13 protein-coding genes are annotated in these 14,707 nt (G+C 32.8%); 3 read left to right on the top strand and 10 right to left on the bottom strand.

Annotated features, from left to right (window positions below; genetic code table 11):
• Positions 1–2: 2 nt before the first annotated feature.
• Positions 3–779, bottom strand: coding sequence for an XRE family transcriptional regulator (locus FLACHUCJ7_RS19550; RefSeq protein ID WP_031457425.1), 777 nt, complete (start codon positions 777–779; stop codon positions 3–5).
• A gap of 87 nt (positions 780–866) precedes the next feature.
• Here FLACHUCJ7_RS19550 and FLACHUCJ7_RS19545 point away from each other — a divergent pair, with 87 nt between their 5' ends.
• Complete coding sequence (locus FLACHUCJ7_RS19545; protein ID WP_078226502.1) at positions 867–1,490, top strand: alpha-ketoglutarate-dependent dioxygenase AlkB family protein; 624 nt, start codon at positions 867–869, stop codon at positions 1,488–1,490.
• Positions 1,491–1,503: 13 nt separating this feature from the next.
• Here the strand turns inward: FLACHUCJ7_RS19545 and FLACHUCJ7_RS19540 are convergent, their stop codons facing one another.
• From FLACHUCJ7_RS19540 to FLACHUCJ7_RS19505, 8 genes are all read right to left on the bottom strand, one after another.
• Positions 1,504–1,794 (bottom strand): hypothetical protein, encoded by a 291-nt coding sequence (locus tag FLACHUCJ7_RS19540; protein ID WP_180910130.1) that lies wholly within the window; start codon positions 1,792–1,794, stop codon positions 1,504–1,506.
• Between the two features lie 35 nt (positions 1,795–1,829).
• A complete protein-coding gene (locus FLACHUCJ7_RS19535) occupies positions 1,830–3,182 on the bottom strand; it encodes a S41 family peptidase (protein WP_180910129.1) in 1,353 nt (450 codons plus the stop codon).
• A 51-nt stretch (positions 3,183–3,233) separates the two neighbouring features.
• Positions 3,234–4,022, bottom strand: a complete 789-nt coding sequence (locus FLACHUCJ7_RS19530) for a hypothetical protein (protein WP_230408879.1) — start codon at positions 4,020–4,022, stop codon at positions 3,234–3,236.
• A 50-nt stretch (positions 4,023–4,072) separates the two neighbouring features.
• Positions 4,073–4,936: a T9SS-dependent choice-of-anchor J family protein gene (locus FLACHUCJ7_RS19525; RefSeq protein ID WP_180910128.1), complete on the bottom strand. Its 864-nt coding sequence runs from the start codon at positions 4,934–4,936 to the stop codon at positions 4,073–4,075.
• Positions 4,937–5,008: 72 nt separating this feature from the next.
• Positions 5,009–6,319 (bottom strand): hypothetical protein, encoded by a 1,311-nt coding sequence (locus FLACHUCJ7_RS19520; protein ID WP_180910127.1) that lies wholly within the window; start codon positions 6,317–6,319, stop codon positions 5,009–5,011.
• A gap of 430 nt (positions 6,320–6,749) precedes the next feature.
• The gene (locus FLACHUCJ7_RS19515) at positions 6,750–9,983 is read right to left on the bottom strand and encodes a TonB-dependent receptor (protein WP_180910126.1); all 3,234 of its coding nucleotides are present in this window, start codon (positions 9,981–9,983) and stop codon (positions 6,750–6,752) included.
• Between the two features lie 136 nt (positions 9,984–10,119).
• Positions 10,120–10,968 carry a FecR family protein gene (locus FLACHUCJ7_RS19510; protein WP_180910125.1) on the bottom strand — a complete coding sequence of 283 codons (849 nt, stop codon included), beginning with the start codon at positions 10,966–10,968 and terminating at the stop codon, positions 10,120–10,122.
• A 214-nt stretch (positions 10,969–11,182) separates the two neighbouring features.
• Positions 11,183–11,761, bottom strand: a complete 579-nt coding sequence (locus tag FLACHUCJ7_RS19505; protein ID WP_078226495.1) for an RNA polymerase sigma factor — start codon at positions 11,759–11,761, stop codon at positions 11,183–11,185.
• A 1,039-nt stretch (positions 11,762–12,800) separates the two neighbouring features.
• On the opposite strand from FLACHUCJ7_RS19505, the gene FLACHUCJ7_RS19500 reads away from it, so the two are divergent.
• Positions 12,801–13,376 (top strand): 3-keto-disaccharide hydrolase, encoded by a 576-nt coding sequence (locus tag FLACHUCJ7_RS19500; protein WP_180910124.1) that lies wholly within the window; start codon positions 12,801–12,803, stop codon positions 13,374–13,376.
• Positions 13,377–13,554: 178 nt separating this feature from the next.
• On the opposite strand, the gene FLACHUCJ7_RS19495 is transcribed toward FLACHUCJ7_RS19500, so the two are convergent.
• A complete protein-coding gene (locus FLACHUCJ7_RS19495; protein ID WP_180910123.1) occupies positions 13,555–13,947 on the bottom strand; it encodes a winged helix-turn-helix transcriptional regulator in 393 nt (130 codons plus the stop codon).
• Between the two features lie 342 nt (positions 13,948–14,289).
• Between FLACHUCJ7_RS19495 and FLACHUCJ7_RS19490 the strand changes: the two genes are divergently transcribed.
• Positions 14,290–14,640, top strand: coding sequence for a helix-turn-helix domain-containing protein (locus FLACHUCJ7_RS19490; RefSeq protein WP_035137010.1), 351 nt, complete (start codon positions 14,290–14,292; stop codon positions 14,638–14,640).
• Positions 14,641–14,707: the final 67 nt, after the last annotated feature.

The following is a 14,707-nucleotide window of genomic DNA, read 5'->3' as shown; positions in this document are numbered from 1 at the left end:
GATTAACACTCATTTGAATTATTTTTTTTCAATTCGATTACTTCTCTTTTTACTTCCAGAAGTAATTCTTTCATGCTCTCTATTTCGCTTAATTCCTGCTTTTTATCTGTACGGCCGATACTGCAACTGTATTCCCAAATTTCGATAATATCAGAAACTTTTACCTCATATTGAGGATAAAAGCTGTTATCGGATTCTAAGACCAAGGCATTTTTTTTATTTTTGTTCAGGCGCTTGTATACCATTCCTTCATTTTTAGTAATCAGTATGTACGTTTTGCCGTCCTGTACTTCTCCTAACCTTTCTACATAACGGCCAATAATTATACTTCCGTCTTCATGAGGGGGCATTGAGTCTCCTTCTACAGGAAACCCTCTGTGTTTTCCAGGCCCCAAAAATGGCAATGAGATTTGCTGCAGATTTTCGATGTATTCCGGATCTGCATAACCATTTAAATACCCTGCTTTTACTTTTTGAGTCACTACTTCAATGAAATTTTCTCCTTGCAGGTCTACCTGTATAGGCAGGACTAATCTGTTGTCTTCCAGCTTTAATAAATCATCTACGCTAATTTTACGTATATCGACCGAAAGTAATAAGTCGATACTGATATGATAATGCTGTGCTATCTTTTTTAAAATTTCATAAGGCGCCTCTGAGGTTCCATCTTCGTATTTAACATACCTGCCTCTGGTTATCCCTAAATTCTCTGCCAGTTTTTCCTGTGAAATTTTTTGCTTTACCCGTAAGGTTCTAATATTGTCTGAAAATAGCGACATAATTAATTATGTTATAATTTATAACAACAAATATATTAAAAATTGTTATTATCTGAACTAATTTTGTTTCTCTCAAAAACAAAGAAAATGAGACTATTTAATGATACTGAATTATTTTCGACCGGTACAGGAGGGAAAAAGGTATTTGACGTTCCTGATGCTGACTTACTGTTAATCGACAATTTTTTCACGAAACAAGAATCAGATTACTATTATGATAAACTGCTGAACGAAACCCAATGGCAAGAATATGATATGCCGATGTACGATAAAATAGTTACCGCCCCCCGAATGGTTTCATGGTACAGAGATGATGATTTAGACGAATGCCACCCCCATCTAAACTGGCCATTAGAACTACAAACCATTCGCCAGCGTGTTGAAAATGAAACTCAAATACAATTTAATGCCGTATTACTTAATCTATACAGAAATGGAAAAGACGGAGTTGGATGGCATAGTGACAAAACTGTGAGCAGTAATAAAAACATGAATATCGCTTCGGTCACTTTTGGGGAAACCAGAATGTTCAGACTTCGTCATAAATTCAGAAAGGAAATCCCACAATTAGAGATTCCTCTTCATCATGGCTCTTTTTTACTTATGGCCGGAAATACAAACAGTTTCTGGCAGCATCAGATCCCTAAAACTGCGAGAGAGGTACTGCCGAGAATTAACCTTACTTTTAGGAAGATCAACAGAAAGGAGTGATTTATTTTAAAGGTTATAATACAATACCATTGTCACTTTTGCACTGCTGTATTAATTTTCGAATACTTCTACTAATCATACTGCGTACGGATTTTTTTTTGATCTCATAATCTCTGGTACATTTTTCCAATTCGGCAAATAATACCTGAAATCTATCATATAATGCATCCAGTTCTTTCATTGCTTTTCGCGTTTCTGCATCTTCTTCCTGTTCAATCTTTTCGGCTACCATTTTTGACATATATTCAAATTTGTGAAATGCTGCCAATAAAATTCGATGCTCTTTTGAGTTTATTCCCTGCATAACATATATTCTGATATTCTAAAAAAAAATAATTTTTATGGAGTAACTAATAACGGATCGACATCGGTGTAATTTTTAGATAACGGTAACGATTTTGAGACCGTATTTTTTACTTTTTCACTATTTTCTGAAATTGTATTTATTGCTGTTTTTAATAAAACTTCAGAATGATTTCCCAAGGGAAAAATTTCAGGATTCTGAAGTTCATCTCTATTAACTAAAGGATTTATACCTTTAGAATAATCCCCTTCATGTCTTGAATTGAATAATTTATAGATAGAAGGATATAAAATCCAACCTCTTTTACCTAATAGTCTGTCATCTTCAATAGGAAACCCCGCCATATCTTTACCAACTGTCTTCTCTCCTATTGTGATAACTTCCATAAAAGGCTTTAGATTATTAATGATAATTTCTGAGGCTGATGCAGTTCGGTTTCCGCAAAGAATATATAGTCTCTGAATATTGGGGTGTACATTTTTAAGGGCATCAAAACTTACACTGGATTCATTACTTTCCAAAGACTGTTGAAAAGACTGTTTTACTATACCGCCATTTTTATTACCTTCAAACTGAATAAAAAGATCACCCGATTTTATATTTGGAGCCAAAATTATACTTAATGCCGTAGCAGAAGAAATATCTCCTCCTCCATTGTAACGTAAATCCAAAACCAGTTCTGTTATTTGCTGATTTTTTAATTCCTGAAAAATCTGACTAAAAAGGTTTGCCTGACCCACATCAAAATGTGGAACTTCTACATAGCCAATCTTAATTTTATTTTCTGTAATTACCTGATGCAAAACAGGCTGAGAAAACGAAAAACCCTGTAATAAAGAAACTTGTTTTGCTTTAGAAAAACCGGATTGAGCTGAATATGAAACAACTTGTAAATTTAGTTGCCCTGCTCCTCTCATACTTTTGTAAATATTGTCGTAATTACTTAAATTCAATTCTACATCATCAACCTTAGTTATCAACTGACCTCTAAATAATCCGTTATTTTTGGCTGGAGAATCATATAATGTATATAAAATTACCCCATAAACCCTGCCTTCATATTGCATAAACGAAACATCGAATCCAAATTTCTGTCTTAAACTTTGTGGTACGGTTTCTGGCAGTTCCGGGTGTAAAGCATATGAATACACATCATCAGTCTTTAAAAGCTTTTGAAAATATTCTTTTGGACCTAATGATAAATTGGTTAAAAATGGCACCTCATCATTCCAATAATAGTATTTTTTCATTTGCTCGTAAATCCACATATTTGTGTATTGATTGCTTCCCTTTTCGTATGAAACCGGGCTATCATCACTCTGGCAGGAAACAATGGAAAGGATCAGGAAAAGAAAAGCAAGTATTCGAATCTGAGATGAGTATTTCATTTTAAAGCGTTGTTACAAAGTAATATCTGATTCAGTAAATCCGGTCGCTAATTAAAAACTAAAATAGTCCGCTAAATTAATCACCCCTTCTACACCGGAGAATGCACCATTTAGATCTTGTTTTTCTTCGAGAACAATATATTTGGATTTATTATTTGTCATAGTCAGCGATACAATCACTTTTTTGCCAGGGATGTAAGATTCTGTGGTACCATGCTTAACGAGCTCCATTTTTATACCTGTAGGAGTGCTATACGGAAATTCAATAAAAGAGCTTGGGGTGCTTTTATTGATATTTTCTGCGACCCCTAATAACTGACCATTATTTTTTGTAATTATACCATCAAGCGAACCGGTATATCCCGATGCAGAATATTTATTTACTGATGGAAAAATAAATTTAAAACCGGCATAACCGGACTGACTTAATGTACCCGGTTTTAAAAATTCTGCACTATCTAACCATAAATCTTCTTTGACATAGAAATACAGTGAACTGTTGGGTTCCTGAGTCGTAAATTGATAAGTACCTAATATCACTTTGGTTCTTTTATTAGTAATAACAAATGTTTTTACTTCGTTTTCAAAAAAAACAAACTCATAATTTTTTTCTATTTTTTTTACGAAAGCAGTATTGTTTTTAGCTTTTCCTATTTCAACAAATTTACCATTTACGGCAATCTGAACAGAATCGATCATGGCATTATAGCCTTGTATCACTACTTTGCCGGGCCCTTGCGTTCTTTGATCGTAATAAGGAGTCAGTTCGTCATTTGCACAGGCTCCTAAAACAGCCAGTATGAGGAAAAAGAAAAATACTCTTGCAATGCTATATTTCATATCATGAATTTTAATTATGGCAGCTTATGCTAAATAAAGTCCTGCCTATTTTATTTTTTAATAAATTTTATTATTTCTGACTTTGTATCGTTTTTTAAAACTAGAAAATATAATCCCTGCGATAAATCGCCTACAGAAATGTTTTCGTTATTATAAACTGTTTGCTTTGCCAAAGTTCCTCCTGCATTATAAATTTGTACAGAAGTGGTGCCAGCTTCATACTGATCGCCTAATTGCAATTCTAAATTTTCTGTTACAGGATTTTGTTTCAGGAACGAAGCATTTTTATCCACTATTTGCTCTCCTATTCCTAAGGTTCCTCCCGCTGTTATGGTAACTTTATCTATTTCTAATCCAAAAAAGTTAGAATTTTCAGCTGGTTCATTTGCTATTGCGATATAAACTGTTGCCTCTCCTGCAAATTGAGAAATATCTACCGTGTAATCCTGAAACTCTTCTTCATCTACCGTTTGTCTTAATAAAGTGACTGTACCTAAAAGTGTAAATGTATCCGGATCTGTCGAAGTAGATCCATATACCAATACATTTTGATTGGAATCATAAATCATGGTTTGTGCATTTAAAACAAGCTCTACTTTTTTTCCTGCATGCTGAGATAAATTAACAGCAGGTGTAATAGCCCAGTTATCTACAAAACGACTAATTGTTTCAAGCGTATTTAGATCTGTTACGTAATTTCCTAAAATACTAAAATCGCCATCTACAACTGTACTGCCACTTTCATCCAGATTTACATTTTGTCTGGCTATCCACTTTATTCCATCCTCATCCCTGTCCAATAATGTCCAGTCGGATATATCCGCATCATTAAAATCGTCAACCCATACCGTTGTCTGTGCCGATGAAATTGCAGAAATTATAGTAAACATGCCAAAAAGTATTATTTTTTTCATTTTTTTATTTTTAAAACATGGGCAGAAATTCTGCCCATGCTGAATTAAAATATTTAATTAATTAACCAATTATTAAAAATTAGTAAACTTAGTCCAGGTATTAGTCCAGTTAGCCTCAGTTTTAAATGCACCTGTTGATCCTGTAAAATCTAAGGTCCCATTATTAAAAAATGGCTGAGTAAGGCCCCATGCAGTAGCAGGGTTTGCAGTTGATGTACTGTTTCCTAATCCAGCAATTGAAGTACCTGCAGGCAATACAGGATTATCAAAACCGTGAATAGAAATTCTAGTCCATGATGAACCACTTGGTAACGATGGGCTATCCCATCTGATACCAGAGTTGTAACCTGTAACGGTTGCATCAGTAAGGCTAATTTGTCCTAATCTGCGTACATGTATGGCATTTTCGTATACATCTGCTGCTGTAGTAGAGCTTACCCCAATGATAGATAATTGATTAAGAACCGGACGTGTGATAATTGTGGTAGTAGTTCCTCCAGGATTATTATCTAATTCAATACCATTAGAATCCGGAACTGCAGGAGTACCGCTTGTACTATGCGTAGAACTGCTGTTGGCAATTGCAATCGCTTTTGTAATTGTTCCTGTATAACCAAGATCAAAATCAAAGTTATCATCGTCAGCTGCAAAGGAAACTAAATGAGTCGCATTTACTCTTCCTCCAAAAAACTCAAAAGAATCATCCTTACCGTACGATACCTGAATATGATCCACAACTGTAAGTGCACCAACTCCACCAAAAGTTAAACCGTTTATTTCGACATCATTAGACAAAACACGTCCTGCAAATTCGATACGAACATAATGTAATGCCCCGGCATTGTGGGTATTACTAGTCCCTCCGTAATAGAAATCAGATACATTAGGCTGATCACCTAATCCTTCAACAATATTAGTAGCAAGACCATTGTTTACCGGGTCATCCCCTAAAATAACAACACCTCCAAAATCACCAGGAGCAGCAACGGTATTAACATTGCCATCTAATAAATTATAACTTGTAAAAATAACCGGTGCATTTACTGTACCCTGAGCATCGATTTTACCTGTTTTAGTAATAACAAGCACTCCTGTAGCAACTCCGGCAGCTAATGGTTTTGCTTTAATAAAAGTACCTGCTTCGATTGTTAATGTAGCACCAGATTTTACACGTACTACACCATCAATCTCCCAAACTTTGTTGCTTGTCCATGTAGTGTTTGTTGTAATATCACCACTTACAGTTTCTACTGTTGCAGGATATCCGGAATAATCAGCACCGGATGCTTTCATTGAAAAAGAAGAATCCGTAGATGACGCATCATCATTTTGGCAAGAACCCATAACCAGAGCTACCATTGCGAACATAAATAATTTTTTCATGATAATTTAATTATTACTATATTTGCTGCTATTACAAATGAGGCCTTTGGAGAGAGCAGCAAAATATCTTTCCTTAGGTCTTTCTCTTTTTTGGTAAAATCTTCTAATAAACAATTCCTGCTTTACCATCAGGGTTTATACCTACTTTTCCTTCTTTCACTCATAGGCTTTTTTTAACGCAGTGAAAGGTTTGCTTTCCATCTTTTTAATTTTTTTCATTAAAACAAGTACTCTTATTCTTTTGAAGAAATTATTAAAGAACATTATTAAAGTATTTTTTTATTTTTTGCTTCATGCACTAAGCAAAAAGAAATCCAATACTTATAACTATATATATTAGCTTTTCAAAGTTCAAAATATCATCGCTTTTTTTATTGTTAACGGTTTCTTAATCTGCCTGATTTAAAATGTACAGCAGCTTTACATTTGCTTAAAATGAGTAGTTAACTGATAAGCTTATAGTCCTGCCATTTTTAGCTTTAAACATTTCCTGATCCATGTTTTCATCGTATTTATCTGTTGCTTCGGCTCCCAGACTTCTTTTCTCCCTTGGCGGAATAGTTCCGGAAGCAGCGTTATCATTTATTTTACTGTAACTGTTGGTATTATTATAAGTTTCTATACCAGAATCAAACAAATTTTTCAGGCTGCATTTTAACTCCAGATTTCTTTCCTTAAAAAATTTGTAGCTTATTTGAGCATCTGTTATAGCATAGGGTTTACGAATTTCCTCGGCGTCATAATCATATCCTACTAGCAGGTATTGATCTCCTACGGTATTATACCTAAGACTAAAGCCTAATCGTTCCCCAACATAATCTAAGCCTATGTTGTAGCTGTAGGGCGACTGACCATACAAAGGTCTATTTGCCTCATAAGTACCTCCTGTTCCGTCTAAATTTTTATAGGATATTACCTTTGTAGCATTTATGGTTGCGTTTCCGTATAAAAACAGGTCTTTTAGGGTTTCTCCTTCCCCTAAAAAAGAAAGGCTTTTGTAAAATTCTAATTCAAGACCCCAAAGTTTTGCATTGTGAGAATTCATATTGAAAATTTCCCTTACACCCGAAGTATTCAAGGCACTAACACTTTCAATCGGATTGTCTATGTTTTTATGATATACTCCAAAGGACAAAATTTCGCCACCCGAAGGAAACCATTCCATTTTAAAATCATAGTTATTGGCTACACTCGAAACCAGTCCACCTGTATTGTTATATATAAAAGAAGAACGAATTGGGTCATAATACGGCATTGCCAAACGTTCTGAAAATTGAGGCCTCAAAACAGACCTATTATATCCTAATCGTATATTCATTTTATTGACAGGGCTAATGATTAAGCTGGCTGAAGGTAAAAATTGCCATATTTTTTCATCTTTTTGTTCCTTATTAAAATCACCGGCAGATATAGACTGACTCTCAATTTGTGTGTATATATAACTTTCTGCTCTGGCCCCCCACACAAATCTTAAAAACCGTCCCATTTTATTGTCCAGCATTAAAAATGGCGAATGTACTTTTATATCCCCAACATACTGATTTCCATATTTACCAAAAGAAGTCCAGCCAAAACCTCCGTAATAATAATTTGAGCCGTCTAAATATTTGGCCAAAGAACCATAAATATCTGCTCTGTCTGTCCCCTGCCCAACGACTGCTAAAAGGGCAGAATTCTGTTGATTAGTAGCTTTTTTATAAGTCCCGAAATAGCCTGTTTTGATATCGTTTGTAAACGCATCACTAAAATTAAAGGAGTATTTAAAATTAATGTCGCAATTATAATTCACTTCATCATTCGTAAAATTGCTTCTTTTAATTAAATCATCAGAATTATAAACTGTGTAAACAACCAGCTCATCATCGCCAACCTTTCTCTTTGCTGAGCTTAAAAATGTTGCATCTTTGGTATCTTTTGAAACATTTCCATACGCACCATACCAATTGATTTCGAGTTTTTCAAATTTGTGATTTCCTTCAATTTTATTCTGGATAAAAGTGGTATAAACCGGATAATTGGTTTCTGATGTCCCGGCAAGTTCACTACCATTTAATATATTTTCAATGCTATTACCCTGAGTCCAGCCTGTAATCTGGGTTAATTGATTGTTATATATGTGCATTATCGTATTGCGGCTTGTAATTTTATGGTTGTCTAACTGAATTGCCGCATTAAACATACCGCCCAATGTGGAGGTATAATTATAATTGGCCCCTGAATTCTTAAAGCCATATTTTGTAAAAGTAGAGTATGTATTAGCATCGTTTTCGGCTAAAAACTCCGAATTAATTTTATAACTACCTCTCTGGGTATGCTCGATATCTAGTTTCTCCTGTGTATTCTTAAATATAAAAGATCCTGTAAATCCCCATTTGTTATTTTCTTTTAATTTGTAAACCCGCCCTATACCAAATTGAAGTGTGGTGCCCGGAGCCGCATACGTTTTATAAGTGGTAAAATTATCCTGATTGAATTGCTTTGAATTCTCAAAAAATTCACCAGAACCCTCCTCACTTTTCGGAAGATCATAAAGATTAAATTTATTAGGAAAATCACGTCGTCCGTCATCAAACCCCAAATAGTCGTAATCACCTTCCTGTTTTGTTAATCGTTGTTTAAAAGTGCTTCGGCTGTTGTAAGAAGTGCTTATAGAGAAATTGGTGAAATTTTCTTTAGGAATATCCTTTGTTTTTATCTCTACATAACCGCCTGCAAAATTGGCGTACATATCCGGAGTTGCTGATTTGCTCACTACAATACTCTCTACAATTGAAGTAGGGATAATATCAAACGAAAAATTTTGCTGGTAGGCATCTGTACTTGGCAATACAATACCATCCATTACGGCCTGATTCCATCGTTCGCCCATAGAACGCACAACTACATATTTATCCCCAATTGTAGTAACACCCGTGATGCGTTTTAGTGAACTTGCTACATCTCTGTCCGGTGTTCTGGCAATCTGCTCTGCCGAGATACCATCAGAAAACTGTGCTGCCTTTTTTTGCTGCAGCAGCATTCCTTCAACAGAGGCTGTAGCTTTTTTATAATCCTGAACAATTACAACTTCTTTTAATGATTGAGCATCTTCTTTTAATGATACCACTAAAGGCGTTTCCTGCTCTTCAAATACTTTTATACCCGTAATTTTTTGGGTCTGAAACGAAATAGCACTTAACTCAATGGAATATTCGCCCGGTTCCAGTTCTAGAACATAATGACCATCAATATCAGATTGCACTCCATAATTTAGTCCTGCAACTTTTATATTTACACCCGGCAGTGACAGTCCGTTAACATCCACTACTTTACCGGTTATTTTTCCTTTCTTTTTTTTTTTGCCTGTATCTTTACTATTTACAGCTATGTTATTTGCATTTCTTCTAAAATTTAGATTTGTCAGATTTTCCAGATCCGTCAAAATTTCATCAATAGAAACATTTTCTTTTTTTAAGGTAACAAGAGGTAAACTAAGATCCAGATCTTTTTGATAAACAAATTGATACGGAGTCTGGGATTTTAAATTATCTATAATTTTTTGAGGCGACGCATTCTTAAAATCAACCGATACTGTTCCGGTTTGTGAATAAATAATTTGTGTTCCCAACAGGAAACCGAAAAACAAAATCCAAATGGCAAATTGCCTGGAAAAATCATTGTTCATAATTGATAATTGTTAGTTATTATATTTAATTTTAATATGCTATTTAGGGTTAATTCATTTCGGTCATTTTAATACTTTATCATCAGCTCAAAATATATTAAGCTGAGAGATGTAGACAATGATATGTTTTAGCTAATTATTGACTAATTAAATAAGTCTTATTTCCGGTAGGTTTAATTTTAATTTCTAAAGCAAACGAAATGGTTTGAAGTGTTTCGTAAAAACCTTGTCGGGTATCGAGAGTTCCCTGCATTTTAAGATTCTTTAAATTTTCGTCCACATAATTTACGTTAAAATCATAATCCCGTTTTAAGGTGGCTACAACTTGTTCGAGAGTCAAGTCATCTACATATATTAGAACTTTTTTATATGACGGCTCTAAAACATTTGTTTTTTGCTTACTAAGTACGGCTGTTCCGGAGCCATAAATTGCTTTATCGCCTTTCAAAAGTAAAACACTGTTTTGCTCACTCTCTACTTTTACCTTCCCTGTTCTTACGTTTACTTCGGGTTGACTGTTACTGTACGCCCTAACATTAAATGAGGTTCCTAATACTGTAGTCTTTATAGCTCCTGAACTAATAATAAAAGGATGTGCTACATCGCGCTTTACTTCAAAAAAAGCTTCTCCCTTTAAAGTTACATTTCGGTATTTTCCTGAAAATTTAGAAGGATATTCAATTTCTGAATTCTCATTGAGCCAAAGACGGGTACCATCAGGTAAAATCACAAGCCTAATATCCTTTTCAAATGTTTTTACGAAAGCAGTTTCATTTTTAGCATAATGAAACTGCTTGAAATTATAATATCCTGTAATAGAAATAATGAATACTGCACAAGCAATGGCTGCCCAATTATAAAGTTTTTTATATTTATCAATTGTATTCTTCCGTATATTATTCCACATACGGGCATTTACTTCGCCAGGAAGAATCCCTCTATTTGGTATGGCATTCCATTCTTCTCTTAGTTTTCCGGATCTCATTTATTAGCATTTAGCATTTGGAAATTGACATTCGAATCTTGTCGATTCAACTACATTAGATTTCCAATGTTTTAAATATCACGGACTGATATCACTATTAATGTTTTCTTAACAAAAGAGAAGATTTAATGTAGTCAATGTAAAGTAAAACGCATTTTAAAAGTTATAACAAAGAGAAAGTTTACTGGTTAAGTAATCAACTCAGGATGCTTAATTATAAAATATTTTCTGATTGATTTATAAGAAATAAGGCAAACCAATAAAGTTCATGGTTTTTGACTGAATTCTTTTTAAGAAATTGCAATGTTTTAGAAATTTGATTTGCCACCGCACTTGGTGACATATCCATTTCTAATGCAATTTCTTTGTGACTGAGATCTTCAAACTTATGAAGATTGAATATTTTTCTCCTTTTTGCAGGAATTTTGTTCAGCAGATATTCTATTTTTTCCAATTTTAAACTGATATCATCATCAGATTCAGACGCACTGTCTAACTCTTTTATCAACTGATCATTTTCAACTGAAAAAATTCGGTTTTGTTTTTTATACCATTTCGAAATTTCCTGTTTCGAGCTTTTATACAAAACTGCTTCTAAATCTGTGTTTGAGTCTAATTTTGTTCTGTATTTCCAGAGATGAATAAACACATTTTGCGTCACATCTTCTGAGTCTGCAAGTTGCGCAGTATATTTTTTTACAAAGCAAAATACTTTAAAATGATATAAATCATAGATTTCTCTAAAGCAAGAATCATCTCCCTCTCGTAACCTTACTATCAAATTAGAGCTCATAATATAATTTTAATCGTTAAAGAAGATGCTTACAAAAGTATAATAAACCTTTATTGAAATTATTTGTTTTTTATTCATTTAATAATTTATTAATATTGCTCCTATTCAACTACTTTGAGAGATTTTTATACGCTAAACACCTTAAATCTAACAGGTCGAATTATTCAAAACACAATTACATTCAGAACTGTTTGATTGATAAAAAATACTCTTTAAACATCAAGTACCCGGAAACGTTTTAGTATAAATATCAAAAAGCCGAAAGAAAACTCCCGGCTTTTATCTAACTAACACTAAACACTTATAATCTTCTAAAAAATAATATTAAACCATTTTAAAATGAATATTATAAAATAAAATACGAATAAGCCTAAAATAATAATAAAAATACGTTTTTCAGAAAATATTAAAAATTGAAATTATTTTGGAGCTAAAATATTACTAAATAGTGTTAAATATTTACATATAAACACATAATACTTACATAAAATATTAAAAAACAAAGAAGAGTATTAATTTAAAGTAAGACATCTAAATAAATGAAGACAAAAACAATCGGTTGCTTTTAAATATTATGTTTTGTACAAAATTTAATATAGTATCTCCCCTTGTGAAAAGAATTTTATTTTATCAAAAAGAAACATAAAAACAAACTCATGTTTCAACAAAAACAAAAAATACATACTAAATTTCATTGTTTGTGCAGAGATCATACAGGGTAAAAAGAAACTGATTTTACAATTCGAGCATTGCTTCCATAAAGGTGAAACAATAATTTACACTTTGGCATTAGTGATACAAATCAGGTTGAGTAAACAATTTGCCATTAACCATTTAGTATCAATTACCATATATTTAAAATAATGTTTTCAAATAAAATAAACTCCCTAAGTTTTCTATTTCTTATTTTTACCGTATTAAACTATTAGATAAATTTCTTTTTTTAAATTCCTAATTTACTATGTTCCAAAAAATAACTTCTGCTTTTGCCTTACTTTTAATTTTGAACTCATGTGCTGTACAACAAAAAAGCTTAACCATGAATGATTGGTATGCTTTTACAAAAACCAGCACAGCAAGGCTAGAACCTTCAAAAGCATATGATTTCTCCGATGGAATGATACGTATGTATGGTGAAAACAATGGCTATCTAATGTCTCAAAAAAGCTTTAAGAATTTTGAACTTAGTTTAGAGTACAGATGGAATATAGAAGAAAAATTTAAAACTAAAAACAAGAAAAACAGCGGTGTTATGTACAACATACCTGCAGATTCACCTGACAAAATTTGGCCAAAAGGAATTCAGTTTCAGATAAAAGAGAACACTACAGGTGACTTTATTTTTTTAGATCAGGTAACCGCTAAGGTAAACGGTAAATTAGTTGAGGCGGGTGCGAGTGTAACTTCTCCCAAATTTATTGAAAACGAAAAACCTTACGGCGAATGGAACTCTATTGTAATCAAATCGTTAAACGGTAAAATATCGCAATATCTAAACGGAAAATTAGTAAACGAATGTGAGGAAGCTTCTTCTAAAGAAGGTAAAATTTCATTAAATTATGAAAGTTCTCCAATTGATTTCAGGAACATACAATTACATAATATTTCTAAGTAGTTAGAAATATTATGTAATGTCAGATTTGAAAAAACTCTATATGGGCTTGCAAAGAAATAATCGATTTTGATCATCTGAACCTCCTAGATACTTATAATTCACTTCCTGCGCTAAATGGAAAATCATCCTTTATATTCTTAAAGAGCTAATTTAAAGCACCTGAGAAAAAGATAATTTTTCACAACACTTTACCTTCCTGTTTTAACTTTTCACGATGCTTGATACCGAAGTCTCTTAGTGCCAATATAACAGGTTTTATCGACCAGCTATATTCAGTGAGTTCATATTCCGTTCTTATTACACTGTCTTTATAAATCTTTTTTTCAACGAATCCGTTAAGCTCCATTTCCTTTAATTGTTGTGCCAATACTTTTGAAGTGATTTTAGGAATTTCTTTCATAATCTCACTAAATCTTCTATTTCCTTCCATGAGTGCTATCGTAATAGGAATCCTCCATTTGCCGGTTATAATATAAATGGCGTCCATAATAGGGACTACTTCTTTTTTACAATTCAAAATTCTTTCTTGCCTATTCTTTCCTTTAGGGATATTTTCGTCTATTATAGTCATTGGTTCTAAATATTTAGTCTAGCTATCTTTGGGTAATAATCAAGTAATCAAAAATATCTTTTTTTATTACTTATCATGTAAGGTATTTATGCTTTAAATTTTATTTTAATATAATCAAAAATGATACTATGAGAACTTACAGTATGTAGAAAAATTATCTATTGGTTTTCGCCTGTAAATGTGTGATTAAAAAAAGAAAAACTGTTCCAAATTCAGATGACACAATGGCTAAATAATATTTTACTTTTAATCAGTTACCTTGAGGTAAGTTTTACTGTCTTGAAGCACAAATCTGCCTAATTTTGTGTATTGTAAAATATAAATATTACAACCCGTACCAATATGTGGAACTCTATACTCAATAATATTAAAAATATACGAGAGTTAAAAAATTATACTCAGGAGTATATGGCTGGTCAATTGGGGATAACACAGTCGGCTTATAACAAGATTGAAAAGGGTAAAACTATTTTAGGGCAAAACCGATTACTAAAAATAGCTATTATTCTAGAAGTAGATATCGATGACATTATTAATTTCCAAAGCTCTATATTTGATAAAACTGGTGTTGAAAAAACCAAGGAAATGGATGCAGTTGTGAAACTTAATAAAATTTATCAAAAAAAAATAGAGCTTCTTGAAAAAGCTTTAGAAGACAAGGCTATTGCACTTGATTTAATAAAGAAGCAATAGTTTACGTTTTTTATAAGTGATAAATAGTCGTAGCAAATACAACTACGTCATTATATATTTTTTTTGT

Origin of the sequence: Flavobacterium salmonis (genome assembly GCF_903819435.1) — a bacterium.
Taxonomy (GTDB): Bacteria; Bacteroidota; Bacteroidia; order Flavobacteriales; family Flavobacteriaceae; genus Flavobacterium; species Flavobacterium chungangense.
Note: the sequence above shows the minus strand (reverse complement) of the source record. Positions and strands in the feature narration are given on the sequence as shown.

Bases quoted from the DNA above. Each gene is read 5' to 3' on its own strand.
- FLACHUCJ7_RS19520 (WP_180910127.1), bottom strand. From the start codon at position 6,319: ATGAAAAAATTATTTATGTTCGCAATGGTAGCTCTGGTTATGGGTTCT.
- FLACHUCJ7_RS19550 (WP_031457425.1), bottom strand. From the start codon at position 779: ATGTCGCTATTTTCAGACAATATTAGAACCTTACGGGTAAAGCAAAAA.
- FLACHUCJ7_RS19500 (WP_180910124.1), top strand. From the start codon at position 12,801: ATGAATGATTGGTATGCTTTTACAAAAACCAGCACAGCAAGGCTAGAA.
- FLACHUCJ7_RS19540 (WP_180910130.1), bottom strand. From the start codon at position 1,794: ATGCAGGGAATAAACTCAAAAGAGCATCGAATTTTATTGGCAGCATTT.
- FLACHUCJ7_RS19525 (WP_180910128.1), bottom strand. From the start codon at position 4,936: ATGAAAAAAATAATACTTTTTGGCATGTTTACTATAATTTCTGCAATT.
- FLACHUCJ7_RS19530 (WP_230408879.1), bottom strand. From the start codon at position 4,022: ATGAAATATAGCATTGCAAGAGTATTTTTCTTTTTCCTCATACTGGCT.
- FLACHUCJ7_RS19490 (WP_035137010.1), top strand. From the start codon at position 14,290: ATGTGGAACTCTATACTCAATAATATTAAAAATATACGAGAGTTAAAA.
- FLACHUCJ7_RS19505 (WP_078226495.1), bottom strand. From the start codon at position 11,761: ATGAGCTCTAATTTGATAGTAAGGTTACGAGAGGGAGATGATTCTTGC.
- FLACHUCJ7_RS19515 (WP_180910126.1), bottom strand. From the start codon at position 9,983: ATGAACAATGATTTTTCCAGGCAATTTGCCATTTGGATTTTGTTTTTC.
- FLACHUCJ7_RS19510 (WP_180910125.1), bottom strand. From the start codon at position 10,968: ATGAGATCCGGAAAACTAAGAGAAGAATGGAATGCCATACCAAATAGA.
- FLACHUCJ7_RS19535 (WP_180910129.1), bottom strand. From the start codon at position 3,182: ATGAAATACTCATCTCAGATTCGAATACTTGCTTTTCTTTTCCTGATC.
- FLACHUCJ7_RS19545 (WP_078226502.1), top strand. From the start codon at position 867: ATGAGACTATTTAATGATACTGAATTATTTTCGACCGGTACAGGAGGG.
- FLACHUCJ7_RS19495 (WP_180910123.1), bottom strand. From the start codon at position 13,947: ATGACTATAATAGACGAAAATATCCCTAAAGGAAAGAATAGGCAAGAA.